The sequence below is a fragment of the Cryobacterium sp. SO2 genome (assembly GCF_026151165.2).
Lineage (GTDB): Bacteria > Actinomycetota > Actinomycetes > Actinomycetales > Microbacteriaceae > Cryobacterium.
This window is the reverse complement of record NZ_CP117849.1, coordinates 3,667,155-3,693,689: the sequence shown is the minus strand read 5'-3', so window position 1 is coordinate 3,693,689 and position 26,535 is coordinate 3,667,155. Positions and strand designations below refer to the sequence as shown.

The window sequence follows — 26,535 nt, the reverse complement described above, 5'->3', positions numbered from 1 at the left end:
CCGGGCGCTCCGTCAGTGCCGTCAGCCGAGACGGATGATGGCGGCCAGCAGCTCGGGCGCGAGGGGGCGATCGGCGAAGATCACCCGCTCGAGCGCGGTGCTGTCCGGATGCCCCGGCGCGGGCGTGGCCCCGGCGTCTCCGGATACCGGCGCAATCGTGGCCCCGGGCAGCCCTCGCCCGCTCCACACGCGGGTGAGGCCGATTCGCTCGAGCACCCGCACCGACGCCGGGTTGCTCGCGAGCGCCCGCGCGGTGACCGGGTAATCGGAGGTTTGGGCGACGGCGAGCACCGCCGTGGCGGCCTCGGTGGCCAGCCCGACTCCCCAGCTGGCGGGAGTGAGCCGGTAGCCGACGTTGCGCGCTCCGCAGTCCGTCAGCGTCGCCGACGCCACCCCGATCAGGGCGCCGGCGGCTAGCCCCACTCCCGGCACAGGCGCCCGCAGCCGGATCGCCCAGCGGCCCAGCCCGGATGCCGACCAGCTCTGCTCGCTCTCGTCGAGCATCCGCTCGGTCTGGGCGAGCGTCGTGTGCCGGCCCGCCGGCAGGTGCCGCCAGGTGACGGGGTCGGCGTAGATGGCGTGCACGGCCGCGAGGTCAGCCGGGGCGAGCGGGTCCAGCCGCAGCCGTGCCGTGCGGAGGACGTCGGGGGCGGCGGAATCGGGCACATCCCATCGTTCCACGCCGGTCCGAGGCCGCCGGCCGCGCAGCCGACCCTCGCTGCGGGGTTAGCGGAGGGCCGAGATGCGCAGCGCCACGGTCTTGAGGTTCTGGATGCGCTGCTCGTAGCGGGCGGCCAGCACGATCAGCAGCACGCCGCCGACGCCGAGCCACAGCCACCAGGGCACCACCTGGTAGGCCACCGAGATCCACGGCCAGAGCTGGGCGAGCGCATGCACGAGCAGCACGGCAGCCCCGATCAGGAACGGGGCCTGCAGTCGTCGCACCGTGCCGAGGATCAGCACCGCGATGGCCACGACGCCCAGGCCCACCACGCGCCAGATCGGGCTGGAGGTCAGGTCGAGCACCAGCGACGGCAGCAGCAGCACGAGCAGCCCGGGCGCCAGGGTGATCCAGCTGCGGGCGGCCGGGATGCGGTCCAGCTGCAGCAGGCCGCTCGCCAGCAGGGCAAGGGCCAGCGGAACGCTGACGATCTCGACGGGGTCGGGCACGTCGTGAGCCCAGCCGGCCACAACCATGACCGCGGCGCCGCCGATGGCGACCCAGGCGACGATGCGGCCGAGTCGGCTCTCATCGGCCCAGAACAGGCCCAGGTACAGAGCCGAGAACAGCCACACCACCAGCACCACCCGGATCGTGGCCAGCGGTGCCCAGTCCAGTGCCGGCAGCTCGGCGAGCACCACCCCGGCGAGGGCGACGATCACCAGGCCGTAGCCGGCCCACACGGCCCGGTCCGGGCCGGTGGGCGCGCCCGCGGCGGATGCCGACACCCAGGTCGTCCAGACCAGGCCGGCGCCCGTGGCCACCAGCAGCAGGGCGGCGGGGATCAGCCAGGCCTCCAGTTCCCCGCTGGGGCCGGTCGGACCGGCATACAGCGGCACGATCTGCAGGGCGCCGGTGAGCAGCACGGCCAGGATGCCCACGAGGCAGGCCGGCCAGGCGAGCACGTTCCAGCGGGCGCGGGTGAGCATCAGCGCGCCCAGGATGCCGAGGGCGCCGCCGACACACAGGCCGAGCACCGGGCGCAGCAGGGCGCCCTGTGCACCCCCGGCACCGTCGGCTCCCTCGAGAACGCTCGGCAGCACGGCGACGGCCAACCCGATGGCCAACCAGACCTGGCCGACCAGCCGGGAGGAGGCCGGCGCCACAGCGGAGCCGCTGCCCGCACCGGGGCGAACCGCCCCACCGAGCAGGCCGATGGCGATGAGCTGACCGGCGACGAGGGCGAGCCCGAGGGGCACGGTGCCGATCTCGAGCGGGCCCGGCAGCCCCAGGCGTCGGCCGAGCAGCACGGCGAGCAGCCCGGCGGCAATCGTGCACCACGCGAGCACCGCGCCGGCGGCGCTGCGGTCGAACCAGCGCACCACCACGTGCAGCACCGTGAAGAGCGCGATGAGCCCGATCATCCGGCCCTCGGCGTATGACGGGTACGCCAGCGCAGCGGTCTCGGCCGCGAGGATGCCGAACAGCGCCAGGAGAACGAGCCCGTAGCCGAGCGCCCGGCGCGGCTCGCCGGGCCACGCCTCAGGTGCCGCGGTGAGGCCCGTGCCGGTCGGCACTGGAGCGGTGCGCGGCGAGGAAATCGGGGACGCCGCGATAACGAGGGCGCCGACGGCTATCAACAGCAGGGCCGCGGGCAGCAGCCAGACCTCGAGGCACCAGTCGGGTCCGGCGGGTGTCTCGGCGAGGAGCGTCTGGATGCGGCCGGCCGCGGTGAGCACGAGGGCCGCGGCCCCCACGGTGATGCCGGGCCAGACCAGGGCGCTCCAGCGCGGCCGGGGCGCCAGCAGGGCCCCGCCGACGCCGAGCAGGCCGCCGGCCACGAGGGTGAGGATCGGGCGGAGCAGGTCGCCGGTCCAACCCTCGACCACGCTGGGCAGCACAGCGACGGCCAGGCCAACCCCGAGCCAGGCCGGCAGTGCCGGTCCGGCCGCCGATGCGGGAGAGCCGGCAGCGGGCGTGCGGCCGAGCATCCGGGCGGCGATGAGCTGACCTGCCACGAGGGAGACGCCCAGCGTGACCGTGCCCAGTTCGATCGGGCTGACCAGGTCGCGGCCCAGGCCCGCGACGAGCGCCAGCGCGCCGGCGGCGATCGTGAACCAGGCCAGCAGGCCGCCCGCCCGGCTGCGGTCGAACCAGCGCAGCACGACGTGCAGCGCGGCGAAGAGTGCGATGAGGCCGAGCACCCGGCCTATCGCATACGGCGGGTAGGACAGCGCGGCCGTTTCGGTGCCGAGAACGCCCAGCAGGGCCAGGAGCACCAGACCGTAACCGACGCCGCGAGGCACCGACGTGCCGGCATCGGTCGACGTGCCGGGCGTGGCCGGGATAGCCCGGATGACCAGACCGCCCGTGACCACGAGCAGCAGGGCGGCGGGCGCCAGCCATGCTTCGAGGCGCCAGTCCGGCCCGGCCGGGTCGGCGCCGAGCAGCGGCAGGATGCGTCCCGCCGCGGTGACGAGGACGGCCGCGGCTCCCACGAGCACACCCGGCCAGGCCACCAGGGTCCAGCGCGGGCGGCCGACCAGCCGGGCTCCGATGAGCGCGAGCACCCCGCCGAGGGCGAGGGTGACCAGCTGGCGGACCGCGTCGTCGGTGAGGCCGGCGACGCCCAGGGTGGTGGCGCCCGGCCCGGCGGCGACGGTGGCGCTGGGCAGCAGCGCCAGGGCGAGGCTTGCGCCGATCCAGTAGTGCGCGGCGGCAGCCGAGCGGCCCGCGCCGGGGGACCACGGCCGGTTGAGCAGGAGCTGCCCGGCCACCAGGGCCAGGCCGAGGGGCACCACCACGGCCTCGAACGGGTCCACGGCGCCCACGGCGAGGGCCGCGACAACCGCGACACCGGCCAGGCCGGCGCTCCACCACGCCGTGACCCTGCCCAGCGGAACCCGGGGCAGGCGGAGGGCCAGAACGTGCAGCGCGCCCAGCAGCAGCACGAGGCCGATGGCCCGGCCCGCGCCGAGACCGGTCGTGTCGAAGGCCGGGGCCTCCAAGGTCATGAGGGTGGTCAAGGCGACGAGCAGCAGCACCAGGCTCGTTCGGTGGCGGGCCGACCGGGACTCGGCATGGTCCTGCCGCACAAGCAGCAGGGCCGCTGCGATGAGGATCGCCGTGGCCGGAAGCAGCCAGGCCTCCAGGACCGGGCCCGCCGGCCCGCCGGCGCTGAGCACCGTGAGCGACCGGGCGACACCGGTGGTGAGCAGGCCGGCGGCACCGGCGAGGCCGGCGGCGGCCAGGAACACCCACCGCGGCGAGGTCCACCGCACGAGCGTCGCGCCGAGCAGCAGCACGGCCGACGCCGCAGCCACCAGGATCGGGCGCACGACCGAACCGGTCTGCCCGGTCACGGCCAGCGGGAGCAGGGCCAGGCTGAGGCCGGCCGCGGTGAGCAGCGCGGCACCCGGGCTGGCCCGCACGGCACGGTCGACAGTGCCGTACCGCCAGAGCAGGGCGGCCACGGCCAGCACGGTTCCAGCCACGGGAAGCACATACGCCTCGAGCGGCGTGGTGCCACTGGCGCCCAATCCCCACCACAACCCGGCCGTGGCCAGACCGAGCGAGATCCAGCCCAGGTGCCGGCGCCAGGAGCCGGAGGCGAACAGGCCGTCGGCGTCGACGGCGGTGAGCAGCACGGCCACACCGGTGAGCAGCAGCACCAACCAGCCCAGGTCATTGAGGTCGAGCCGCCCGAACGCCGACCCGAGCACCACGGCGGCGCCGATCTCGAGGCCGAGCCCGACCCGTGAAGCGCGACCGGTCACACGCAGGGCCAGGGCGAGCGCGGCCGTGAGCAGAGCCGCGGTGGGCGCGGCGAGCACCGACACCGTGGCGGGGGCATCCGTGACGAGCACGAGGTTCACGGCCAAAGCGAGCAGGGCCGGCGCCACCAGAAGCGCCCCGGTGAGCCGCTCCCAGCGCAACGGCGCCCTATCCGGCTGCGGCGACGGCAGTAGGGTCCAGAGCAGGGCGGCCACGGCCACGAGGGCGGTGGCCAGGATGCCGGCGGCCGGCGCGAGCAGCGCCACCGTGGTGCGCTCCGCGGAAGGCAGCGCCTCGAGCAGACGCCCGGTCGGGGCGGCCACGACGTACAGCGTGGGCGCGAGCAGGGTCCAGAACAGCCAGCGGCGCTCGAGCGGAACCAGGCCGCCGACGCGGCTCTGGGCCACGAACAGTGCCAGCACCCCGGTGGCCACGGCCAGGGCGATCAGCACGTGTACCCGGAGCACGGCGTCTGTGGGCGGTGCCGCGAGTGTGAGCGCTCGCGGTGCCACGGCAACCCCGATCAGGGTCAGCACGACGGCGCCCGAGAGCAGGGCGCCCCGGCCACCGGCGGCGCTGTCCCGGTTCAGGAGCAGCCGGACTATAACGAGAGCCAGCACTGCGGAGAGGCTGCCGAGCCACCAGCTCGAGCTGTCGCTCCAGCCGAGTGCGTAGCCCAGGGCTTCGGCCAGGGCGAACAGCGTGAGCAGCTGCGGCCGGAAGGGGCCGAGCTGCGGGCGTGCGGACCTGGCCAGGATCACGGCGGCGAGGGCGACGGCGCCCAGCAGCAGGTAGAGGGGCAGGATCAGCCAGAGCCACTGCGTGAACGGCACCGCCAGCAACACGAGGACAACACCGAACCAGACGAGCACGTGCCGGCGGGCGGCGAGGACCCCGCCGACGCGCCAGATGACGGCCACAAGCACGGCGACCCCGGCGAGGGTGACCAGGGCCGCGACGGACTCGCTGACGGGCCGGGCGATCGGATCGGTGGAGGCGCCGATCAGGGCCTGCACCAGCGGGGCCGCGGCGGCCACCGCCACGACGATGCCGAGCAGGCCCATCAGGACGACAGCCGTGAGGCCGCCGGTGAGGATGGTCCAGCGCACGGCGCCGACCGGCGTGCGTCGCCAGGCCCATTCGAAGCCCAGCGCGATCAGCACGGCCACCGGCAGCGGCACCGCTACCACCAGGGTGAGGGTGTCGCTGCGCCCGGTGCTCACAAGCACTCCGAGCACACCGGCCAGCGCGGCCAGCGCCACGAAGGTGTGCGCGGCGACGCGGGAGGCGATCCCCGGCCGGGGCCGGCTGAGCACGGTGAGGGCGTGCGCGGCGGCCAGGACGGCCACGACGCCGAAGCTGAGCAGGGGAGCCCAGTCGGTGCCGGGTACGACGACACCCGCCAGGCTCGCGGCGGTGAGCAGGGCCAGCCCGGCGATCGTGAGCAGGGCGCCTCGTTCGGCACGGCGGTTCAGCGACGGCCACATCCCGGCCGAGCCCGGCAGGGTGAACCTGTGCAGCAGCGCGCCGGCGGCAGCTGCGGCCCCGGCCACGAACACCCGGGTGATCGGGGCGGCATCCGCCGCGATCCCTGCAGCGAGCAGGCCGGCGGCCGGCACCGCGGCGGCGAATCCGGCCACGCTGGCCACCCGCAACGACGAGGCGGCGTGCCAGCCGAGGAACAGCACTGTGCACACCGAGAGGGCGGCTCCCCAGTAGAGCAGCCCGTCACCCTCGCCGAGGCCGAACAGGTTGAGCTGGCGCAGCGCCCAGGCATCCAGCAGCACCAGTACCACGGCGAGCGCTCCGATGCCCTCCGCCGTGGCGACGAGGCCCTTGCGGCGCAGCAGTGCCGCCGTGATCAGGGTGCCGAGAGTGAGAACCGCCACAACGCCGGCGCGGAAGGCGAGCCCGGTGAAGATGAAGGCGACCGTCACAAAGACGATCGCGGCGATCGACACGAGAGTGACACCCACGAGCAGCAGCACGATCTGCACGCTCGACCGCTTGTGCGGGGCTGGACCGGTGGGCACATCCGCCGCCGGCGCGAGCGGCGGCGCGGCCACGGTTGAGGACACGGGGGCTGCAGACGCCAGGGCGAGCCGGGTCTGGGCCGCGGCTGCCGCGGCAGCGAGAGCGGCGGCGCGCTGGCCTTCGGCGTGCGCGGCGGCGCGTTGCGCCAGCTCCTGCCGCTGTATTTCGGCCGCCCGCGCCGCCTGTTCTGCCGCCTTGGCATGCGCCGCGACCTGTTCCTCGGCGTGCCGCCGGGCCATGCTCTGGGCGGAGGCCTGGGCCTCGGCCACCTCGTAGCGGATCTGGCCGATCAACTGCACCCGCTTGTCGAGGGCGGTGGCGGCATCCGTCGACGCGGCGAGCAGATCGCGGGCCGCCGGATGGCGCAGGTCGAGCCCGCAAGCCGGGCAGACCACCGAGGTGAGGGCGGTGCGGCAGGCCGGGCAGAGGGTGGTGTCGGTGAGGTCGGCCGTGCTGCGCGGCCAGAGGAAACGCCCGGCGTACTGCGCGAAGTCGCGAATGGAGCTGCTCGGTGACATCAATCCCCCTGATGAATGGTGCGGCCCCCACAGGCTAGTGGGTCGTCGTCGGCGCGACGGGAGTTACCCACAGGAGCCGGCTCAGGCCGGGGCGGCGCGATTTTGACGCCGCCGTCTGGGCAGGTACAGTTTCGATGCACTGTGAAGAGTGCACTCACAGGATTGTGACCGCGTCAGTGGGCAAGACCTGATCACAGCTTCGGCTGCTGATCGGGTCTTTTTTTTGCCCCGTTCGCGCCACCCCCGCACCAATCGTTCCAGGAGGAACCATGTCAGAACGTACCGCCACCATCGCCAGCCGCGTCGGCCTGCACGCCCGTCCCGCGGCGATCTTCGCCGGGGCCGTCGGCGCCCTCGACCTCGAGGTCACCATCGGCCTCGAGGGCGACCCCATCGAAGACGCCATGGACGCGTCCAGCATCCTGTCGCTGATGAGCCTCGGTGCCGGCAACGGCCAGGTCGTCGTGCTGCGCGCAGAGGGCGCGGGCGCCGATGAGGCCCTCGCCGGGCTCGTCGAGATCCTCGAGACGGACCACGACGCCGCGTAAGCAGCACTCGTAGCATCGCGTCACCTGCGACGGGCCCCGGGAAACCGGGGCCCGTCGTCGTTTCCCGCTGTCCCCACTTTCACGACCCGCGAAAGCGGCGAAACGGCTGCCACGGCCATCGCGAGGTAGCCACACACCCGCTTTCGCGAGCAGCAGCGCGGGGAGTTCGGGAGCGGCTAGAGGGAGTTGTCGGTGAGCCAGGTGAGCAGCACCCGCTCCACATCGGCGGGGCGTTCCACGTTGGGCAGGTGCGCGGCGTCACGGAAGATGCATCCGCTCGCATCGGGCACGGTGGCCACCAGGTACTCGTAGGCCGCGAGCACCTCGGACATGTCGTACTCGCCCACGGTGATGAGGGTGGGCACCTCGATGTCGACGACCCTGTCGTAGGCGGGCGGCTCGAGCGGGATCGAGACAGGTTTCTCCTCGGCGTGCACGACGTTCACCCGGTTGAGCGCGTAGGCGGTGGAGACGAACTCGGGGTCGAGGTCCTCCTCGCGGCGGAGCGGCCCGAAGTCCCAGATCGCGGCCTCGAGCCGGGCCAGCTTGTGCCAGTCCTCTGCCGCGAAGGCCTGGTCGATCTCATCGAACCTGGCGTCCTCCACCTCGGTCAGCTCGGTGTCGGGAAACCCGCTCGGGCCCGACCCGATGGTGACCAGTCCGGCCACCCGGTCCGGGTGCTCCACGGCGAGGTCGATCGCGATGGTGCCGCCGCGCGAGCAGCCGATGACCGTCGCCCGGGCCACGCCGAGGTGGTCGAGCAGCGCGAGGGCGTCCGCCCGGTTGGAGAAGGCGACGTCGTCGGTGCTGGTCTGCCCGAAGCCGCGCGTGTCGAAGCGGATGACGTAGTGCTCGGCAGCCAGCGCGGAGATCTGTGGATCCCACATCCGCAGGTTCGCGATGCCGGCGTGGATCAGCAGCAGCGCCGGCTTCGAGACGTGTCCGTCGGTTTCGTAGTACAGGCGCGCGCCGGGAACATCGAGGTGAGGCATGATTCGAGCGTAGGGGAGCGGCGTCCTCTCGCGAAAGGGCACGGCTTACGAACAGGCCTAAGTGTACGGTAGAGTACACATGTGATCGGGGAGATGAGCAAGCGCAGTGCCGAGCGGGCGGATGCCGTTCTGCAGGCCACGACCGACCTCCTGGCCGAGGTGGGCTACTCGGCTCTCACGATCGATGCGGTCGCCGCGCGGGCGCATTCCTCCAAGGCCACCATCTACAAGCGCTGGCCCACCAAGACCGCGCTGGTCGTGGCCGTCGCGGCCAAGCTCGGCCCCATCGACATCCCGGTGCTGGATACCTCACACACCCTCACTCAGGCGCTCACGGCGATCACCGCCGCCGTGCGGAGTCTCACCGTGGGGCGCTTCGGCCAGCTGGTGCTCGCCCTGGACGCCGCCGGCCGCTCCGACCCCGCCATCATGACCGCGGTGCGGGAGCACCTCGCGGAACCGCTGCACCTGGCTGTCGGCGCGGCGCTCGACGTGCTCAAGCAGGAGAGCCGGATCGACGACCGGGCCGACACCACCCTCGCCGCCCGCATGATCCTCTCGGTGATCGTGGATCGCGCTCTTGCCCGCGGCGACGTCGTGTCGCCCACCGAACTTCAGAGCATCGTGCGCGAATGGCTCGTGCCCGTGCTGGAGCCGCAGCGCCTCGGCACCCGCACCCCCGGGCCCACCGCCGGCCCCGGCTAGAGCCCCGGCCCCGCGTCACCCTCACACGCTCGAGCACACCGCCGAGCGTCTCTCCTGTGCGCCGACGCACGACCTTCCCACCCGCACCACCGTTTGGAGCACCACCATGTCCACATCCACCCCCACCCGACAGACGGAGGGCCGCCGGTCCCTCCGCGGCAACTCTGGCCTGTCCCTGGCCGCGGTCTGCTTCGGCCTGTTCATGGTCGGCCTCGACGGCACCGTCGTCTCGGTCGCCAACCCCGCCATCTCCGAATCCCTCGGCACCTCGTTCACTGAGCTGCAGTGGATCACCAACTCCTACCTGCTCGCCCTGGCGGTCTTCCTCATCCTCGGCGGCAAGCTGGGCGACAGGTTCGGGCGCAAGAAGATGTACCTCATCGGCGTCGCGGCCTTCGCGATCACCTCGGTGGCGATCGGCCTCGTCGGCACGACCGAGGGCGTCATCGTCTTCCGGGCGCTGCAGGGGCTGAGCGCGGCGCTGTTGATGCCGCAGACTCTCGCCCTGCTGCGGGCGACCTTCCCGCGGGAGAAGTTCGGCATGGCCATCGGTATCTGGGGCGGCGCGTCATCCGTGGCCATCGCCGCCGGGCCGATCGTGGGCGGCGCCCTCGTGGGCATCCTCGGCTGGGAGTCGGTGTTCTACATCAACGCCCCGATCGCCGTGATCGGCCTGATCCTCGGCGGCCTGGTTCTTCGGGAAAGCTCCGCGACCGGTCGCGCCCGGTTCGACGTCGCGGGCGTCGTGTTGCTGGCCCTGGGCCTGTTCGGCATCGTGCTGGCCGTTGTTCAGTCTGAGTCGTGGGGCTGGACGAGCCCGCTCACCCTGGGCGTCCTCGCCGCCGGCCTGCTGTTGGTCGTGGCCTTCGTGCTGGTGGAGAACCGGGTTGCCGCTCCGCTGCTGCCCATGGGCCTGTTCCGCAATCCCACCATCACTGTGGGCGCCCTTGCCGTGGGCGCCAACTTCTTCGCCCTCTTCGGGGTGACCTTCTTCCTGGCGCTATACCTGCTCAACTTCCGCGGTGAAGAGGGCATCACGGCCGGCGTGATGCTGCTGCCGCTCAGCGCCGTGTCGATCATCGCGTCGCCCATCGGCGCGGCCATGGTGAGCAAGCTCGGCATCCGTCTCACCATGTCGCTGGGACTGGTCCTGGTGGGCGCGGCCCTGTTCGGCCTCACCCCGATCAGCCTGGACACGCCCTACCTGGCCCTGGCCGTGCCGTTCGTCGTGCTCGCCCTCGGCGTGGGCCTGGTGATGACCTCGGGCGCCGAGGCCATCGTGGGCAGCGCGCCCGTGCAGCTCGCCGGCGTGGCCGGTGGCCTGCAGGCCACGGCGCTGCAGCTCGGCGGGGCGCTCGGTACCGCCGTGCTCGCGGCCGTCGTCTCGGCCGGCACCGCGGCCCGGCTCGGCGCCACCGACTTCGCCGGCTCCGACGCCGTGGCCCAGGGCCTCATCCCCACCGGGGTCGACTCGGCCACCACCGCCCTCGCCCAGGACGCCTTCGCGGGCGGGCTGTCGAGCGCGTTCGTCGTGGCCGGATGCGTCGCCATCCTGATCGCCGTCGCCGCGGCCGTGTTCGTGCGCAACCCTGTCGCGCACCACAGCACGGACGAGGTGCTCCTCGAGACCGAGTCCGGCACCTCGGGATCGTCCGCCGAAGAGTTCGTGGGCTGACCCGGCAGCCGACGGGCCCCTGGTTCCGGGGGCCCTAGGCTCGAAGGATGGGCGGTGTGCTGGTCGGGTTCTCCATCATCGGGTTTGTGATCCTGGTGGGGTACATCGTGGAGCGCACCGGCGTGGCCGGCGAGAGCGCCGGCCGGGTGCTCAACCGCATCGCGTTCTTCGTGGCCACCCCGGCGCTGCTGTTCACGGTGCTCGCCCACGCGGATGTGCGCGTGCTGTTCTCCGCGTTCCTCGCCACGGTGCTGTGCGCCGTGGTCATCGGCATGCTGCTCTACCTGCTGTTGGCCCGGCTGTTCTTCCGCGCGCCCGTAGCCGAGACCGTGCTCGGCGCCACGAGCGCCACCTACGTGAACGCCAACAACATCGGCCTGCCCGTGGCGATCTACGTGCTCGGCAGCGCCCAGTACGTGGCTCCCGTGCTGTTGTTGCAGCTGCTCGTGCTGGCTCCCATCACACTCACCATCCTGGACGCCTCCACCCGCGGCCGGGTGTCGGTGCGGGGCATCCTCACCCAGCCGCTGCGCAACCCCATGATCATCGCCTCGGTCCTGGGCGTGATCGTCGCAGCCATCGGCATCCCGGTGCCCGACGCCGTGATCGCGCCGCTGGAGATCATCGGCGGCGCCGCCATCCCGCTCGTCCTGATGTCGTTCGGCATGTCGCTGCACGGCCAGCGGCTGCTGCAGGCCGGCACCGGGCGCAAGCAGGTGGCCGTAGCCGCGCTGATCAAGGTGGTGCTGATGCCCGTGCTCGCCTACCTGATCGGCCGGTTCGTGTTCGGGCTCGCCGGCACCGAGCTGTTCGCGGTGGTCACGGTGAGCGCCCTGCCCACGGCGCAGAACATCTTCAACTTCGCCTCCCGTTACGGCCGCGGTGAGGTGGTGACTCGCGACACCGTGCTCGTCACGACCATCGCCGCGATCCCGGCGCTGGTGATCGTGGCGGCGCTGCTCGCCTAAGAGCGCTCCCTGGCCAGGTCAGGCCTTCTGTCGCGGGGCCTTCTGCAGCCACGGCCGCAGCCTGCGGGTGATGAACGGCATCACCAGGTAGGTCATCGTTGGCGCCATCACGAAGGTGGTCAGCAGGATGCGCAGCACCGTCGGGATGTCGTTCCACTGCGGGTCGACGCCGGTGACCAGGTAGGTAAAGATCACGTTCAGCGGGAAGAAGCCAAGCCCGATGGCTACGGCCTGCTTCCACCGCGGCGGTTGGATCGGCGAGGACGGACCGGCATTGGCCTGGGACTCGTCGAACCAGCCCTCGATGCCGGTGCGCTTGACCACGTGCGACTCGAGCACCAGGCCCTCGCCCTCGTGCAACCAGCTGGTGCGGGCAATCGAGTTCTCCCAGGCATCCAGGGAGGCGGCATCCTGGAACTTGTAGAGCATGTGCCAGTGGCCGGAGCCGGCGTGCGCGCGCACCCAGCCGGAGCCGAGGAAGCCCGGGTACTCGTTGGCGAGGTCCATCCCGGTCTGCACCCAGTGGGTGGCCTCGTCGAACCGGTCGGGGTCGACCCGGCGGCGGATGGACACGGTGACGGGAACGTCGGCGGCTTGTGGCGCGCTCTCGTTCGCGGATGCGGCAGGAGACATGCGTTAAGTATGGGCGACCCCGCTCCCACCGGTCGAGCCTCAGCCTTGACGCGTCGGCCTGATCGTGAGGTCGCCGATTTCGACGTCGTGGGGCTGCTCGATCGCGAACGCTATCGCCCGGGCCACGGCTGCCGCGGGGATGCCCATGGTCGCCATCGACGCCTGCGCAGCCTCGCGGATGCGAACGTCCGCGATTGCGTCGACGAGTTCCGTCTGCACGTAGCCGGGTGAGATCGATGTTGTGCGCAGGACACCATCCGTCGACTCCTGTCGCAGGCCTTCCATCAGGGTTCTGACGGCGTTCTTCGTGGCCGCATAGACGGCCTGGGTCGGCACGATCTTGATTCCCGACGTGGAGACCGTGGTCACGAAATGCCCGCGGCCCTGCGTCTGGAACACCGGCATCGCTGCAGCGATGCCGTTCAGGACGCCGCGGAGGTTCACGTCGATCATCGACGACCAGCCAGCGGTGTCGAGTTCACTGATCGGCGACAGAGAGGAGACCCCGGCGTTTCCGACGAAGACATCCAGCCGGCCGAACGCATCGACGGTGCGAGCGACGAAGTCCACGACCGTCGATGCTGACGTGACGTCGACCTCGCACGCGATGGCCCGCCCGCCTCCCGCGACAATCTCCGCCACGAGGCTGTCCAGTCGGTCGGTGCGACGGGCCCCGAGCGCGACGAGGGCACCATGCTCCGCAAGAAGTCGTGCCGTTGCCTCGCCGATGCCGCTGCTTGCTCCCGTGATGGCAACTACCGTGCCGGTGATGTCGTTCATTTTCATGGCCCATCGTTCGTTTCGTTAGAGTGGACACGTGTCCGCTTTGCTCAACGATACGGACACCTGTCCGTTTAAGCAACCGATGTCTCCGTGGAAGCCAATGAACCCGTCAACGCCCCGGGCAGACGCCCGAAACAACCGCGCTCGCATCGTCGCGGCGGCCCGCGACGCGATTGCGGCCGCCGGGCCAGACGGCGAGTTGCGGCTGAACGCGATCGCCCAGCAGGCCGGCGTGGGCCAGGGCACTCTCTACCGGCACTTTCCGACTCGCGCCGACCTGCTCGTCGAGGTGTACCGGCACGATGTCGACGAACTCGTTGCCCTGGCCCGCAGCCTCCTTCAGACCGAAGCGCCGCTCGATGCGCTCGCACTCTGGTTCGACCGCGTTGCCGACTACGCCCGTGTCAAGCGCGGAGTCTTCGCGGCCCTAGAGGCCTCGGTCTGGAAAGATCTCAGCGCGCGCAGCCTCGGCCCCATCGGCGAGGCCATCACGCTGCTGCTCGACTCCGGTCGCGCTGCCAGCGTGATTCGAGCGGATGTCGATGCCCACGACGTGATCAGCCTGATCGGCTTCCTCACGCGACTCGAGGAGGCCGATTGGGACGAACGATCCCGTCATCTTCTCGCGATCGTGCTCGACGGCCTGCGGGCACCCGCCGGGGGTGGGCGAGACCGCTAGAAGATCATCGGGCGGTCGTCGTCCTCGTCGTCGGTCTCGAGGTCCACCAGCACGGGCACGTGGTCGCTCGGGGCGTCGCCCTTGCGCTCGTCGCGGTGGATGCTCGCATCCGTCACCAGCTCGCCGAACGCGGGGGAGCCGAGGATGAAGTCGATGCGCAGGCCCTCGTTGCGCGGGAAGCGCAGCGCCTTGTAGTCCCAGTAGGTGAAGCCGTCCGGCACGATCGGGCGCACCACATCGGTGAAGCCCGCCGCCTCGAACGCCTCGAAGGCGCTGCGCTCTGCCGGTGAGATGTGGGTGGAGACGCCGGGCACCAGGTTGGGGTCACCTACGTCGGAGTCCAGCGGGGCCACGTTCCAGTCGCCCATCAGCGCCATCGCGAGGCGGGGGTTGCGGGCCAGCTCGTCAGCGGCGTGGGTCTTCAGCCGTGCCAGCCAGTCCAGCTTGTACACGTAGTGCGGGTCGTCGAGCGAACGGCCGTTGGGCACGTAGAGGCTCCACAGCCGCATGTCGTCCACGGTCACACCGAGCGCACGGGCCTCCAGCGGCAGCCCGGGGCCCTCTTCACCCTTGAGGAAGCCGGGCATCTCGGGGAACGCGGTGACCACATCCGTCATCTCGTGCCGGCTGGCGAACGCCACGCCGTTCCACTGGCTGAGTCCGTGGATGGCCAGCTCGTAGCCGGCGTCCTCGAAGGCCTGCGCGGGGAACTGCTCCGGCTTGCACTTGATCTCCTGCATGGCGAGCACGTCGATGTCCTCCCGCACCATCCAGTCGACCACCCGGTCGACGCGGGCACGGATGGAGTTGACGTTCCAGGTGGCGATGCGCATGTGCCTAAGCCTATTTGGCGTGGCCGCCCCAGAAACCTCGCCGACACACGTGAGTGGCAGGATGGCTGTATGTCGGAATTGCAGATCGGTTACGCGGCCATGTTGGAGCAGTTCGCCCCCGCCGAGGCGGTGGCACTGTCGGTCTATGCGGAAGAGCACGGCTTCTCCGGCGTGATGGCGGCCGACCACTTCCAGCCCTGGGTGCCCGCCCAGGGCGAGTCCTCGTTCGTGTGGAGCGTGCTCGCCGCGATCGGTGAGCGCACCAAGGGCGACATGGGCCCGGGCGTCACCGCGCCCACCTTCCGCTGGCACCCCGCGATGGTGGCGCAGGCCTCCGCCACACTCGCTTCGATGTACCCCGGCCGGCACTGGCTGGGCCTCGGGTCCGGCGAGGCGCTCAACGAGCACATCGTCGGTGGCTACTGGCCCGAGGCGCCCGAGCGCATCAACCGCATGTTCGAGGCCATCGAGATCATCTCGAAGCTGTTCGCCGCATCCATCGCCGGTAAGGACGTCAAGCATTCCGGCCAGTTCTTCAAGCTCGAGTCCACCCGGCTGTGGACCATGCCCGAGGTCGCGCCGGAGATCCTCGTGGCCACCGCCGGTCCGGTCACCGCCAAGCGCGCCGGCCGGCACGCCGACGGCCTCATCACCGTGGGTGCCCCGCTGGAGAAGATCTCCATGCTGTTCGGCAAGTTCGACGACGGCGCCCGCGAAGCCGGCAAGGACCCGTCGACCATGCCCAAGGTGCTGCAGCTGCACATGAGCTGGGCTGAGACCGACGAGGAGGCCATGGCCAACGCTCTGCACGAGTGGCCCAACGGCGGCATGAAATTCCCCAAGGGCGACATCCGCTCACCGTTCGAGTTCGAGCAGATGGCCAAGCTGGTGCGCCCGGAGGACTTCGAGGGCCGGATGATCATCTCCGCCGATCCCGACGACCACCGCGCTTACATCCAGAAGTTCGTCGACCTCGGCTTCGACAAGATCTACCTGCACAACGTGGGCCGCAACCAGCGCCAGTGGATCGACGTCTTCGGCCGCGACGTGCTGCCGAAGCTCGCCCGGTAGCGATGCCTGTCACGGCTGACGGAGCACGCCCCCGGCTCGAGGTGTTCGTGCTGCCCGGCATCGGCGAGATCCGCGCCGGCGACGACCTCGCCGCGATCATCCTCGCCGCCGCCGGACCGGCGGCGTCCCGCCTGGCCGACGGCGACATCCTGGCCGTCACGAGCAAGATCGTCTCCAAGGCCGAGGGCCGCCAGGTTGCCGCGACCGACCGCGAGCAGGCCATCACCGACGAGACGGTGCGAGTCGTGGCGACCCGCGCGCATCCGGGCGGGGTCACCCGCATCGTCGAGAACCGGCAGGGCCTGGTGATGGCCGCCGCGGGTGTGGACGCCAGCAACGTGGAGCAGGGCACAGTGCTGCTGCTGCCCGTCGACCCGGATGCCTCCGCCCGCGCCCTCTGCACAGCCCTGCGCGAGGCCACCGGGCTGCACCTCGGGGTGCTGATCACCGACACCGTTGGTCGCCCGTGGCGTGACGGCCAGACCGACATTGCCATCGGCGCCGCCGGGCTGGCCGTGCTCGACGACCTGCGGGGCAGTACGGATGCGCACGGTCGTCGCCTCGACGTGACCGTCGCCGCAGTCGCGGACGAGATCGCCGGCGCCGCCGACCTGATCAAGGGCAAGACCAGCGGCAACCCGGTGGCCGTGCTGCGCGGTCTGGGGCAGCTGGTCGGGCCGGTTGACGCGGGGGACCGGGGCGCGCGGCGGTTGCTCCGCGACAGCGCGAACGACATGTTCCGGGTCGGCAGCGCTGAGGCGTATGCGGAGGGGTATACGGCGGGGGTGGCGGCGGCTGGTGCTGCAGCTGCGCCGGCTCAGATTTCTTCCGCCGACTTGCCGCAAAGTGCCCCTTCAGCACTCCCCAAGGGGGATTTTGAAGCAACTCGCGAAAATTCTGTTGCCGACTTGCCGCAAAGTGCCCTTTCAGCGCTCCCCAAGGGGGATTTTGAAGCAACTCGCGGGACAACTGGGCGTGAAGTGGCTTCTCGCGGAACCGCACCGGCGTGAGTTGGGTGTGCGTGGTGCCGGTCAAGGGCAGCGCCACGGCGAAGAGCCGGCTGGGGGACCTGCCCGAGACCTTCCCGGCGCGCGGCGCGCTCGCCGAAGCGTTCGCGCTCGACACTGTCGCGGCCCTGCTCGCCGCCGAGATGGTGCGGCAGGTGCTCGTGGTCACCAACGACCCCGGTGCGGCCGCGCCTCTGGCCGCCCTGGGCGCCCAGATCGTGCCCGAGCTGCCGCAGACATCCGTTTTGGATGCCCCGAGCGGGCCGGATGCGGCACCTCGCGACCCGCTCAATGCGGCCATCACCGAGGGCATCCGGGTGGCGCAGGAGCGCTACCCGCTGAGCCACATCGCGGTGCTCACCGGGGACCTGCCCGCCCTCACCGTGGCGGACGTGGAGACGACCCTGAGCATCGCATCCGCTCACGACCGGGCCATGGTCGCCGACGAGGAGGGCGCCGGCACCACCGCCCTGCTCGCCAGGGCCGGCGTGCCCCTGACCCCGCAATTCGGGATCGGATCGCGGGCCGCGCACGAGGCCGCCGGCCACCGGCCGCTCGACCTGCCTGCCACCGCGTCGATCCGGCGCGACGTCGACACCGTCGACAACCTCGCCGAGGTGCTGCGCCGAGGTGTCGGAGCGCATACCAGCGCACTCATCGCCCGCTCGCAGGCGATCCCGGACTAGACGAACGCCCTGCGGAGCCGGTCAGGCGCCCGCGGCCAGCTCTTTCAGCTGCGCGAGGGCGTCGCGGATGCACTCGGTGAAGGTGCCGGAGGGGGCGTCGCCGACCCAGGTCTCGAAGGCGATCTTGAAGAGGGTGACGCCGGACTCGGCGGCCAGGTTCGCGGGCAGCTCCGCGATGCCACGCTCGCGAAGGGCCGCCGCGACCTCGCCGCCCAGGGTCGCCAACTTGAGCAGTTCACGCTCCTGCAGGCTCGGGTTGGCCGCGATGACTGCCCAGCGCTGCCGGGCGTAGTCGCGGTCCTCCTCGAGAAGAGCCGCAGCACTCTCCATGGCGACTCCCACCACGTCGATCGGTCCTGTCGAAGCCGGGGCGGCCGCGATCGCGGCCACGACCAGGTCCTGCAAGTGCTTCGAGCCCATGAAGAGCACTTCCCGTTTGTCGGGAAAGTAGCGGAAGAAGGTGCGTTCGGTCACGCCGGCCCGCTCGGCGATCTCCGCCGCCGTCGTCTGCTCGTAGCCGCGCTCGGCGAAGAGCTCGAGCGCGCTCAAGGTCAGGCGCCCGCGCGCATCCGGTTTCCATCGTCCCACGGGTTCAGTCTAGTGATGTCGGTGACTGACATGGTGTGCTACCGTCGATGGCAGTAACTGACATCAAGGGTCCGGCCTCGCCGCCGGCCAGAAGGAGATCACTCTCATGCGTGTATTCGTTACCGGTGCATCCGGTTGGATCGGCTCCGCCGTTGTTCCCGAACTTCTCCAGAACGGCCACGAGGTCGTCGGCCTCGCCCGCTCCGACCAGTCGGCCGCCGCTCTCGTCGCCGCGGGGGCCACGGCGCATCGCGGCAGCCTCGACGACCTCGACAGCTTGCGGGCGGGCGCCGCGGCGGCCGACGGCGTCATCCACCTCGCCTTCAAGCACGACTTCTCCGACTACGCCGGTGCCGGCCGCACCGAGCGCGCCGTCGTGGAGGCGATGGCCACCACGCTGGCGGGCTCCGACCGGCCCTTCCTGCTCGCGGCCGGTGTGGCCGGACTTACCCCTGGCCGGGTGGCGACGGAGCTGGATGTCTCCATGCTGAGCGGGCCGGATGCGCCGCGCGGCGGCAGCGAGAACCTCGCGTTGGAGTATGCCGGGAGCGGCGTGCGCGCGGTGGGCCTGCGGTTCGCCCCGACCGTGCACGGTGCCGGTGACCACGGCTTCATGTCCACCATCGTCGGCATCGCGCGGGCGACGGGCGTCTCCGGCTATGTGGGCGACGGCGCCAACCGGTGGCCGGCGGTGCACAGGCTCGATGCCGCGCGCCTGGTGCGGCTGGCGCTGGAAGAGGCTCCGGCCGGCTCCGTGGTACACGCGGTAAGCGAGGAGGGCATCGCCACCCGGGACATCGCCGAGGTCATCGGGCGGCACCTGGACCTGCCGGTGGTCTCGGTCGCGCCCAAGGATGCGAGCGCGCACTTCGGTTGGATCGGCGCCTTCTTCGGCCTCGACATCCCCACATCCAGCCGCCTCACCCAGGAACGGTTCGGCTGGACACCGACCGGACCGACCCTGGCCGACGACCTGGAAGCGGGGTACTACTTCGGGACTGTTCCCGCCGCAGCCGGGCAGCCAGCCCTCGGTTAGCGATCCGGGCTTACCGCGGGGCGCACCGAAGAGGCCAGGGCGGCGAGCACGTCGGCCGGGGTGGCGGCCATCTCGATCGACGCTCGGAACGACGGCTTCATCAAGCTGCGGCTCAGCTGGGCGAGCACCTTGAGGTGCTCGGTGTCGGCCGCAGCCACCGGCACGGCGATCATGAAGATCAGGTGGGCCGGAGCGTCGTCGAGCGAGTGCCAGTCCACACCGGTCGTGCTGCGGGCGAATGCCAGCACCGGTGCCGTCGCCCCGTCGCACTGGGCGTGCGGGATCGCGATGCCCTCGCCGATGCCGGTTGTACTCGTGCACTCGCGTTCCAGGGCCGCTCGCACCACGGCATCCTCGTCGACGACGATCCCAGTGCTGGCCATCAGGCCGGCCAGCCGACGGATGACTGCGTCCCGGTCGGTTTCGTCGATGTCGAGCACGATGGTGCGTTCGTCGATGTAGTCGAGCACGGTTTTGGGCGCAGACGTGGGCGTGGGCGCCGGCGGGCCGGTCACGGGGCGCGCAGGTGCGGGCGGGCGCCCGGGCATGAGCCGGGCTGCCCACCGCTGTGCCAGCCCCCACCCCTGGCGTGCCGGGGAGTTCGCGGATGCGGGGGTATCTGGCATGAGTGACAAGTCCTTCCAGGACATCGCAGCAGGCAGGGCGCCGACCACGTCATCGTGGGAGCCACCCGACGACTGATGCTGCTGGATGCCCAGCGTACAGTCCGCACCTGAGCGGGCCGAGGGGCTTTCGACCCTGCTCGCGCGCTACGAATCCCCGCGCAGACCGAGGGTCATTCGCGCATCAGCATGGCCTGGGCCTCCCGCTCGAGGTCAACATACGGTTCGCCGCTCACGTCGACGGCGACCCGGTTGATCGTGCCGCCCGTGAACGCCCACGGCGCGGTGCCGGCGTAGTCGGTCACCGCTTCACCGCTGTCGCGGCCGACGCTCAGGCCCTCGCCCGCGATCGAGAACTTGGCCGGCTGGGTCTTGATGCGGCCCTCGCCCACCTTCGTGTCGCCGTAGTAGAGGCTGAGCAGGCCCGTGGACACGTGCGGCGGGTCCTCGCCGTCCTTCTCGAAAGAGGCTGAGAGGAGCAGATTCTCACCTACCGGCAGGTCCCTGTCCGCGTCGATCTTCTGCTCGAACAGTCCGACGAAGTTGTTCACGTAGTGCAGCCGGTTGTTCGCCACATAGAGGGCGTGGCCGCCGAACCTGGAGCCCTGCGCGAAGAGCACCCCCTCGGCGCCGGCGGCGGGCAGGTCCACCAGTGCGCCGATCACGAACGACCGGTTGCGGGTGTTCACCGCCTGCGACTCCGGCACCTCTGACGTGTTCGGGTAGTACACGTAGCGGTTCCGCGGTGGCGAGAGCACCGGCCGGGGCGTGACGAAGATCTCGAACGCCGACCTGTCGTCCAGCGGGAACGCCTGGTTCGCGCCGGCCTCGGCGAACCACAGGTTCTCCAGCTCGCGCACCTTCTCCGGATACTCGGCCGCCAGGTTGTGCAGCTCACCGCGGTCCACATCGGTGTGGTACAGCTCCCACTCGTCGTCGTTGAAGTGGCTCCAGCCGCTCAGGGTCGGGTGCGTCGTGATGGCCTTCCAGCCGTCGTGCCAGACCGCGCGGGAACCCAGCATCGAGTAGAACTGGGTGCGACGGGTGGTCGGCGCATCGGCATCCGCGAAGGCGTACCGCATGCTCACCCCGTCGAAGCGGCTCTGCACGTGTCCCTTGATGCGTTCGGGCGGTTGCACGCCGAGCACGTCGAGGATGGTCGGCGTGATGTCCACGGCATGGTGGTACTGCTCGCGCAGCTCGCCGCGGGCGGGCATCCCGGCCGGCCACGACATGATGCACGGGTCACAGGTCCCGCCGTTGAACTCGTAGCGCTTCCACATCTTGAACGGGGTGTTGAATGCCATCGCCCAGCCGTTCGGGTAGTGGTTGTAGGTGGAGGTGCCTCCGAGCTGATCGAGCATCTTGAGGTTATCGGCCATCTCGTCGGGGATACCGTTGGCGAACTTCATCTCGTTCACCGACCCGTTCGGGCCGCCCTCGCCGCTGGCGCCGTTGTCGGAGACCACGATGACCATGGTGTTCTCGCGTTCACCGAGCTCGTCGAGGTAGTCCAGCAGCCGGCCGATCTGGTGGTCGGCGTGCGAGAGGAACCCGGCGTAGACCTCGGCCATGCGGGCGAACAGGCGCTGTTCGTCGGCGTTGAGGGAGTCCCAGGGCCGGGTCATGTCCATCAGCGGGAAGGGTTGGCCGTCGGGCCCCGAGCGGGTGTCTGGAGTGCCGAGCGGGTTCATCGGCGGCAGTTCGGTGTCGGCCGGCACGATGCCCATCTTCTTCTGCCGGGCGAGGGTCTCCTCGCGGATCGCCTCGTAGCCCATGTCGAACTGACCCTTGTACTTGTCGGCCCACTCCCGGGGCGCCTGGTGCGGGGCGTGGGCGGCACCGGGCGCGTAGTACAGGAAGAACGGCTTCTCCGGCGCGATCACCTTCGAGTCCTTGATGAACTCGATGGCTTTGTCGGTGATGTCCACCGAGAAGTGGTAGCCGTCTTCGGGCAGCGCGGGCTGGTCCACCGGGTGGTTGTCGTAGACGAGCTCGGGGTACCACTGGTTGGTCTCGGCGCCGAGGAAGCCGTACCAGCGTTCGAAGCCGCGGCCGGTTGGCCAGTTGCGCCGAGTGGAGGCCACGTTCATCTCGTCGTCGGGGCAGAGGTGCCACTTGCCCACCATGTAGGTGTTCCAGCCCAGCTCGCCGAGGATCTCGGACAGCATGCCGTTCTCCGGCGGGATGGTGCCGCTCGCGTTGGGGAACCCGATCGCGGCCTCGGTGATGCACGCCATGCTGTTGCGGGTGTGATTGCGCCCGGTGAGCAGGCAGGAGCGGGTAGGCGAGCATAGCGCCGTCGTGTGCCACTGGGTGTACTTGACCCCGGCATCCGCCACCCTGTCGATGTTGGGGGTCTGGATCGGGCCGCCGTAGCTGGACATCGCCGAGAAGCCCACGTCGTCGAGCACGATGTAGACCACATTGGGCGACCCGGCCTTGGCCTTGGGCGGTTCGAACGGAGCCCAGTCCGGTTCCGAGTCGCGAATGTCGACGTTGATGGTGCCTGTGAATGGTGCGGGCATTGGGGTTCTCCGATCACGACGATGGAATCCGGCCGTCCACGAACAGCCTCTGGGTCAACGGACGCTGACCCGAGTGACTGTATTACCCCTCCTTGGGGTGTCAAGGGCGAGGCGCCGCGTTCGGGTCCTCAGACCAGCGCGACGGTGCGAAAACCGACGTTGGCCGCTGCAGAGTCGGCCGTGTTCGAGGCCCGGGCGGAGTTGCGGTACCGGTTGCAGTAGGAGTCGTGGCAGAGGTACGAACCGCCCCGCATCGATCGTTGCTCCCCAGTCGCCGGACCACCGGGATTCCGGGCCGGGGACGCCGCGTAGTACCCCTCCGCCCACCAGTCCGCGCACCATTCCCAGACGTTGCCGACGCTCTGCCACAGCCCGTAGCCGTTCGGCTCGAACTCGCGCACCGGTGCCGTGGTCAACCAGCCATCCGCCAGGGTATTCACCGCGGGAAACCGGCCCTGCCAGATGTTGCAGCGCTGTCCCTCGGTCCACTCGTCGCCCCACGGGTACCGGCGGCCGGCCAGCCCGCCGCGCGCGGCGCACTCCCACTCGGCCTCGGCCGGCAGTCTCCGGCCGGCCCAGGCGCAATAGGCCACCGCGTCGTTCCAGCTCACCTGCACCACGGGATGCTCGGCCAGGCCGCCGAGTGACGACCGCGGGCCGGCTGGATGCGCCCAGTCGGCACCGCGCACCCCCAGCCACCACGGGGTCTGCGGCGGTTGCCCGACCACGTCGTCGAGGTCGGCCTGCAACGCCAGGTGGAACACCGCGGAGTAACCGAACAGCTCCGATTCGGTGCGGTAGCCGGTGTCGGCCACGAACCGGGCGAACGCGGTGTTTGTGACCGTCGTCGCGTCGATCGAGAATGCGTCCACCCACACCTCGTGCACGGGCGTCTCGCCGTCGCCGGGGTTGCCCGCGCCGTCGGCGTCGCCCATGCGGAACAGCTGGCCGGGCACCGCCGCCTGAGCGAGGTTGTGTCGGCTGGCGGTGCGCCCGGCGGTGGAGGCATGGCCCGCCGGCTCCACCTTTCCCATCGTCAGGTCGGATGCTCGGGCGCCGGTCATCGCCTCGTGGGTGGGTGCGCAGCAGCCGTGGTCCTCCGTGGTCACGCGCAGACCCTACCGCGCCCCTCACCCGCCGGCCACCCCGTCCGGCTGCCTCCCGGGATCTCGACAAGCTCGATCAGCGGATGGTGGCGACCCCGACGTTGGTCGAGCTTGTCGAGACCTCGTGAGGTGCCTGCGGAAGGTACCCCGCTCGTTGGTCGAGCTTGTCGAGACCCGGCGACCTTGCTCGCGAACGTGCCCCATCTAGCGGGATCTCGACAAGCTCGATCAGCGGATGGTGGCGACCCCCGACGTTGGTCGAGCTTGTCGAGACCTCGTGAGGTGCCTTCGGGAGGTTCCCGCTCGTTGGTCGAGCTTGTCGAGACCCGGCGACCTTGCTCGCGAACGTGCACCATTTCGGTGGATCTCGACAAGCTCGATCAGCGGCTGGGGTTTAGGTGAGTCGTGGCTGGGTGTGGCTGGGCATCTCGATGAGCTTCTGGCCGGGGTCGATAGTGGTGGGTGGTCGCAGCCAGTAGTGGCCGGTGTTCTCGAAGATTTGCCAGTGCTGGTTGTGGAGTAGCAGGTGGTGTGCGCGGCAGAGCAGGATGCCCTGGTCGATGTCGGTTCTGCCGTTGTCTCTCTGCCAGTGTTCGATGTGGTGGGCTTCGGTGAAGGCGGGTGGGCGGTCGCAGCCGGGCCATCGGCAGCCGCCGTCGCGGGCGGCGAGGGCGCGGCGTTGGGCTCGGTTGAAGAGGCGTTGTTCGTGACCGACGTTCAGGGGCCGGCCGAGTTGGTCGAAGGTGAGGTCGATGGTGCCGGAGTCGCAGATGTGGCGTTCGATGGTTTCGGGGGAGACGGGCGCGTTGTTGCCCTCGATGTAACCGTGGCCGGCCGGGGTGTGGGTGGTGAGGATTTGCACTGCGGGGCGGCGACCGCCGAGCATTTCGTTCGGGTTGACGGTGGTGCCGGCGGTGAGGAGGTCGACGAAGCCGTCGCAGGTGATCTGGGTGGTGGTGCGCGGGTCGTTCTGGACTCGTGTGGCCCAGGCTGCGCGGTCGGTGTCGACGAAGCGCACGCCGCCGCGGCGGGGGCTGGTGAGGCTGTCGAAGGTGGCTTTGATGAATTCGCCCTGTTCCGGGGGGAAGAGGCCGTCGATGCGGACCTGGCCGGTGTCGAGGATCCAGATGTGCAGGTAGCGGTCGTCCCAGGCTTTCTGTTCGCGCACCCGGATGCCGGCCTCGTCGAGGCTGTCGCGTGTCTGTCGGGCTCGTTTGAGGAGTTGGTCGGCGTTCAGTGATGGGGCTTCGGCGAGCAGGTCGGCTACCGCGGTCGCGAGGACCGGGCCGGTGACGACGGTGTCGATGTCGCCCAGGCCGGTGCGGAGGGCGTGGGCGGCATCGATCGAGAGGGTGCCGTCGTTCACGGCCCGGGAGATCGGCGCGTGCCACGGCGCCGGCGGAAGCAGGGGAGCGACCAGGTCGAGGGTGTCCCCGGCGTCGGCCTGCCGGGCATCGGCTTCCTCGGTTTCGGCGAGCATCCGGCCCACGCCCACGAGCTTGCGGGACTCGACCCGGGTACTGCCGGTCAACTTCTGGATCAGGTCCTCAGGCGAGCGGAAACCCTGCTGCTGAGCGAGCCCGTCCTGGCCCAACTCCCACCGGGAGCGCTGCGCGAGAGTCTTCGCCATCCATGCCTTACGGGTATCCAACTCATGCTGCGCCTGCGCCAAAATCCGCTGACCGGCCAGCGCCGCAGCATCCGACAAGCGGTCGTAGTCGGCGCTGCACGAGCCCAACCGGGCCACCTCGCCCGCGGCACCCAGCAGCGCATCGTCGCCGGAAGCGGCGAACGTGTCTGCGATGCTCGACTGGATTGTCATGCCACGAATGTAGCCCGATTGCGAAGGTTTGTGTGAGGAATACTCAGCCTGTGGAGAACTTTTCGGACGCCTTTATTCGGGCATCGTGAGGCAAGCCGCAGCCGTTCGGGGTTAGGGTCGGTGTATGTCCGGCGCACCCTTCTCCGCGCACGTCGCCGCGCACTCCGAGCCGGCCGCGGTCAGCCGGCCTGTTCCGGCCACGGATGCGCCGCCCCTCGTCGACACCCTCAACCGGCCGTTGCACGACCTGCGACTGTCGGTCACCGACCGGTGCAACTTTCGCTGCGTGTACTGCATGCCCAAGGAGGTCTTCGGCAAGGACTTCGCCTTCATGCCCCGCGACGACATGCTTTCCTTCGAGGAGATGACCAGGCTAGCCCGCATTTCGGTGGCGCACGGGGTGGAGAAGATCCGGCTCACCGGCGGCGAACCGCTGCTGCGCAAGGGCCTCGAGGAGCTCATCGAGATGCTCGCCGCCCTGCGTACCCCGGCCGGTCGCCCGGTCGACATCGCCCTCACCACCAACGGCTCGGCCCTGGCTGTGAAGGCCCAGGCGCTCAAGGACGCCGGCCTCAAGCGCGTCACGGTGTCGCTCGACTCCCTCGACGACACCACTTTCCGGGCCATGAACGACGTCAACTTCCCGGTCGCGCGCATCCTGGCCGGCCTCGACGCCGCCCACGCCGTGGGCCTGGGCCCGATCAAGATCAACATGGTGGTCAAGCGCGGCCAGAACGACCACGACATCGTCAACATGGCCCGGCATTTCAAGGGCACTCCCTACATCCTGCGCTTCATCGAGTTCATGGACGTGGGCACGAGCAACGGCTGGGACATGGCCGCCGTGCTGCCGTCCAGCGAGGTGCGCGATCGCATCCACGCCGAACTGCCGCTGGAAGAAGTGGCCCCCAACTACACAGGCGAGACCAGCCGGCGCTGGCGGTACCTTGACGGCGAGGGCGAGATCGGCCTGATCTCCAGCGTCACCCAGTCGTTCTGCCACACCTGCTCCCGCGCCCGCGTCTCCACCGACGGCAAGCTGTTCACCTGCCTGTTCGCCAGCGAGGGCCACGACCTGCGCGCGCTGTTGCGCGACGGCAGCACCGACGAGCAGCTCTCCGCCGCCATGGGTGCCATCTGGCGCCAGCGCACCGACCGGGCCTCCCAACTGCGCAGCGCCCAGACCGGCGCGGTGCGCTCCTCCGGCCGCAAGAAGATCGAGATGTCCTACATCGGCGGATGACCGCTGTCCGGCCCGGTTAAAC

21 protein-coding genes are annotated in these 26,535 nt (G+C 70.5%); 10 read left to right on the top strand and 11 right to left on the bottom strand.

The window, feature by feature from the left end; genetic code table 11:
* Positions 1 to 21: 21 nt before the first annotated feature.
* Together BJQ94_RS17370 and BJQ94_RS17365 are read right to left on the bottom strand one after the other, a co-directional pair.
* Positions 22 to 666 (bottom strand): GNAT family N-acetyltransferase, encoded by a 645-nt coding sequence (locus BJQ94_RS17370; RefSeq protein ID WP_265400014.1) that lies wholly within the window; start codon positions 664 to 666, stop codon positions 22 to 24.
* A gap of 60 nt (positions 667 to 726) precedes the next feature.
* Positions 727 to 6,987, bottom strand: coding sequence for a hypothetical protein (locus BJQ94_RS17365; RefSeq protein ID WP_265400013.1), 6,261 nt, complete (start codon positions 6,985 to 6,987; stop codon positions 727 to 729).
* Positions 6,988 to 7,256: 269 nt separating this feature from the next.
* Between BJQ94_RS17365 and BJQ94_RS17360 the strand changes: the two genes are divergently transcribed.
* On the top strand, positions 7,257 to 7,535 hold the full coding sequence (locus tag BJQ94_RS17360) for an HPr family phosphocarrier protein (RefSeq protein WP_265400012.1): 279 nt from the start codon (positions 7,257 to 7,259) through the stop codon (positions 7,533 to 7,535).
* A gap of 176 nt (positions 7,536 to 7,711) precedes the next feature.
* On the opposite strand, the gene BJQ94_RS17355 is transcribed toward BJQ94_RS17360, so the two are convergent.
* Entirely contained in the window at positions 7,712 to 8,527 is an 816-nt protein-coding gene (locus tag BJQ94_RS17355) for an alpha/beta fold hydrolase (protein ID WP_265400011.1), read from the bottom strand.
* A gap of 93 nt (positions 8,528 to 8,620) precedes the next feature.
* On the opposite strand from BJQ94_RS17355, the gene BJQ94_RS17350 reads away from it, so the two are divergent.
* The 3 genes from BJQ94_RS17350 (at position 8,621) to BJQ94_RS17340 (ending at position 11,875) form a co-directional block, all read left to right on the top strand.
* Positions 8,621 to 9,232 (top strand): helix-turn-helix domain-containing protein, encoded by a 612-nt coding sequence (locus tag BJQ94_RS17350; protein ID WP_265400010.1) that lies wholly within the window; start codon positions 8,621 to 8,623, stop codon positions 9,230 to 9,232.
* Positions 9,233 to 9,338: 106 nt separating this feature from the next.
* On the top strand, positions 9,339 to 10,907 hold the full coding sequence (locus tag BJQ94_RS17345) for an MFS transporter (RefSeq protein WP_265400009.1): 1,569 nt from the start codon (positions 9,339 to 9,341) through the stop codon (positions 10,905 to 10,907).
* A 47-nt stretch (positions 10,908 to 10,954) separates the two neighbouring features.
* The gene (locus BJQ94_RS17340) at positions 10,955 to 11,875 is read left to right on the top strand and encodes an AEC family transporter (RefSeq protein ID WP_265400007.1); all 921 of its coding nucleotides are present in this window, start codon (positions 10,955 to 10,957) and stop codon (positions 11,873 to 11,875) included.
* Between the two features lie 18 nt (positions 11,876 to 11,893).
* Here the strand turns inward: BJQ94_RS17340 and BJQ94_RS17335 are convergent, their stop codons facing one another.
* Positions 11,894 to 12,508 carry an antibiotic biosynthesis monooxygenase gene (locus BJQ94_RS17335; RefSeq protein ID WP_265400006.1) on the bottom strand — a complete coding sequence of 205 codons (615 nt, stop codon included), beginning with the start codon at positions 12,506 to 12,508 and terminating at the stop codon, positions 11,894 to 11,896.
* Positions 12,509 to 12,547: 39 nt separating this feature from the next.
* Positions 12,548 to 13,294, bottom strand: coding sequence for an SDR family oxidoreductase (locus BJQ94_RS17330; protein WP_265400005.1), 747 nt, complete (start codon positions 13,292 to 13,294; stop codon positions 12,548 to 12,550).
* Positions 13,295 to 13,391: 97 nt separating this feature from the next.
* Between BJQ94_RS17330 and BJQ94_RS17325 the strand changes: the two genes are divergently transcribed.
* The gene (locus tag BJQ94_RS17325) at positions 13,392 to 13,970 is read left to right on the top strand and encodes a TetR/AcrR family transcriptional regulator (protein WP_265400004.1); all 579 of its coding nucleotides are present in this window, start codon (positions 13,392 to 13,394) and stop codon (positions 13,968 to 13,970) included.
* On the opposite strand, the gene BJQ94_RS17320 is transcribed toward BJQ94_RS17325, so the two are convergent.
* Positions 13,967 to 14,803, bottom strand: coding sequence for an exodeoxyribonuclease III (locus BJQ94_RS17320; RefSeq protein ID WP_265400003.1), 837 nt, complete (start codon positions 14,801 to 14,803; stop codon positions 13,967 to 13,969). The genes BJQ94_RS17325 and BJQ94_RS17320 overlap by 4 nt on opposite strands.
* Before the next feature lie 69 nt (positions 14,804 to 14,872).
* Between BJQ94_RS17320 and BJQ94_RS17315 the strand changes: the two genes are divergently transcribed.
* Genes BJQ94_RS17315 through cofC form a run of 3 tightly spaced genes read left to right on the top strand, consistent with a single transcriptional unit; the run spans position 14,873 to position 17,567 of the window.
* Complete coding sequence (locus tag BJQ94_RS17315) at positions 14,873 to 15,874, top strand: TIGR03557 family F420-dependent LLM class oxidoreductase (RefSeq protein ID WP_265400002.1); 1,002 nt, start codon at positions 14,873 to 14,875, stop codon at positions 15,872 to 15,874.
* Positions 15,875 to 15,876: 2 nt separating this feature from the next.
* Positions 15,877 to 16,884, top strand: a complete 1,008-nt coding sequence (locus BJQ94_RS17310; protein WP_345893457.1) for a coenzyme F420-0:L-glutamate ligase — start codon at positions 15,877 to 15,879, stop codon at positions 16,882 to 16,884.
* Positions 16,881 to 17,567 (top strand): 2-phospho-L-lactate guanylyltransferase, encoded by a 687-nt coding sequence (gene cofC, locus BJQ94_RS17305; protein WP_265400001.1) that lies wholly within the window; start codon positions 16,881 to 16,883, stop codon positions 17,565 to 17,567. Before BJQ94_RS17310 ends, cofC begins: the two co-directional genes overlap by 4 nt.
* A 21-nt stretch (positions 17,568 to 17,588) precedes the next feature.
* Here the strand turns inward: cofC and BJQ94_RS17300 are convergent, their stop codons facing one another.
* Positions 17,589 to 18,155 carry a TetR family transcriptional regulator gene (locus BJQ94_RS17300; RefSeq protein WP_265400000.1) on the bottom strand — a complete coding sequence of 189 codons (567 nt, stop codon included), beginning with the start codon at positions 18,153 to 18,155 and terminating at the stop codon, positions 17,589 to 17,591.
* Between the two features lie 106 nt (positions 18,156 to 18,261).
* On the opposite strand from BJQ94_RS17300, the gene BJQ94_RS17295 reads away from it, so the two are divergent.
* Positions 18,262 to 19,191 (top strand): SDR family oxidoreductase, encoded by a 930-nt coding sequence (locus BJQ94_RS17295; RefSeq protein WP_265399999.1) that lies wholly within the window; start codon positions 18,262 to 18,264, stop codon positions 19,189 to 19,191.
* Here BJQ94_RS17295 and BJQ94_RS17290 read toward each other — a convergent pair.
* The 4 genes from BJQ94_RS17290 to BJQ94_RS17275 form a co-directional block, all read right to left on the bottom strand.
* Entirely contained in the window at positions 19,188 to 19,817 is a 630-nt protein-coding gene (locus BJQ94_RS17290; RefSeq protein WP_265399998.1) for a fructose PTS transporter subunit IIA, read from the bottom strand. The genes BJQ94_RS17295 and BJQ94_RS17290 overlap by 4 nt on opposite strands.
* Positions 19,818 to 19,987: 170 nt before the next feature.
* Positions 19,988 to 22,342, bottom strand: coding sequence for an arylsulfatase (locus tag BJQ94_RS17285; protein ID WP_265399997.1), 2,355 nt, complete (start codon positions 22,340 to 22,342; stop codon positions 19,988 to 19,990).
* A 128-nt stretch (positions 22,343 to 22,470) separates the two neighbouring features.
* The gene (locus tag BJQ94_RS17280) at positions 22,471 to 23,451 is read right to left on the bottom strand and encodes a formylglycine-generating enzyme family protein (protein WP_265399996.1); all 981 of its coding nucleotides are present in this window, start codon (positions 23,449 to 23,451) and stop codon (positions 22,471 to 22,473) included.
* A 391-nt stretch (positions 23,452 to 23,842) separates the two neighbouring features.
* A complete protein-coding gene (locus BJQ94_RS17275) occupies positions 23,843 to 25,270 on the bottom strand; it encodes an HNH endonuclease signature motif containing protein (protein WP_275875520.1) in 1,428 nt (475 codons plus the stop codon).
* A gap of 124 nt (positions 25,271 to 25,394) precedes the next feature.
* On the opposite strand from BJQ94_RS17275, the gene moaA reads away from it, so the two are divergent.
* The gene (moaA, locus tag BJQ94_RS17270; RefSeq protein WP_265399639.1) at positions 25,395 to 26,513 is read left to right on the top strand and encodes a GTP 3',8-cyclase MoaA; all 1,119 of its coding nucleotides are present in this window, start codon (positions 25,395 to 25,397) and stop codon (positions 26,511 to 26,513) included.
* The last annotated feature ends 22 nt before the right edge of the window (positions 26,514 to 26,535 follow it).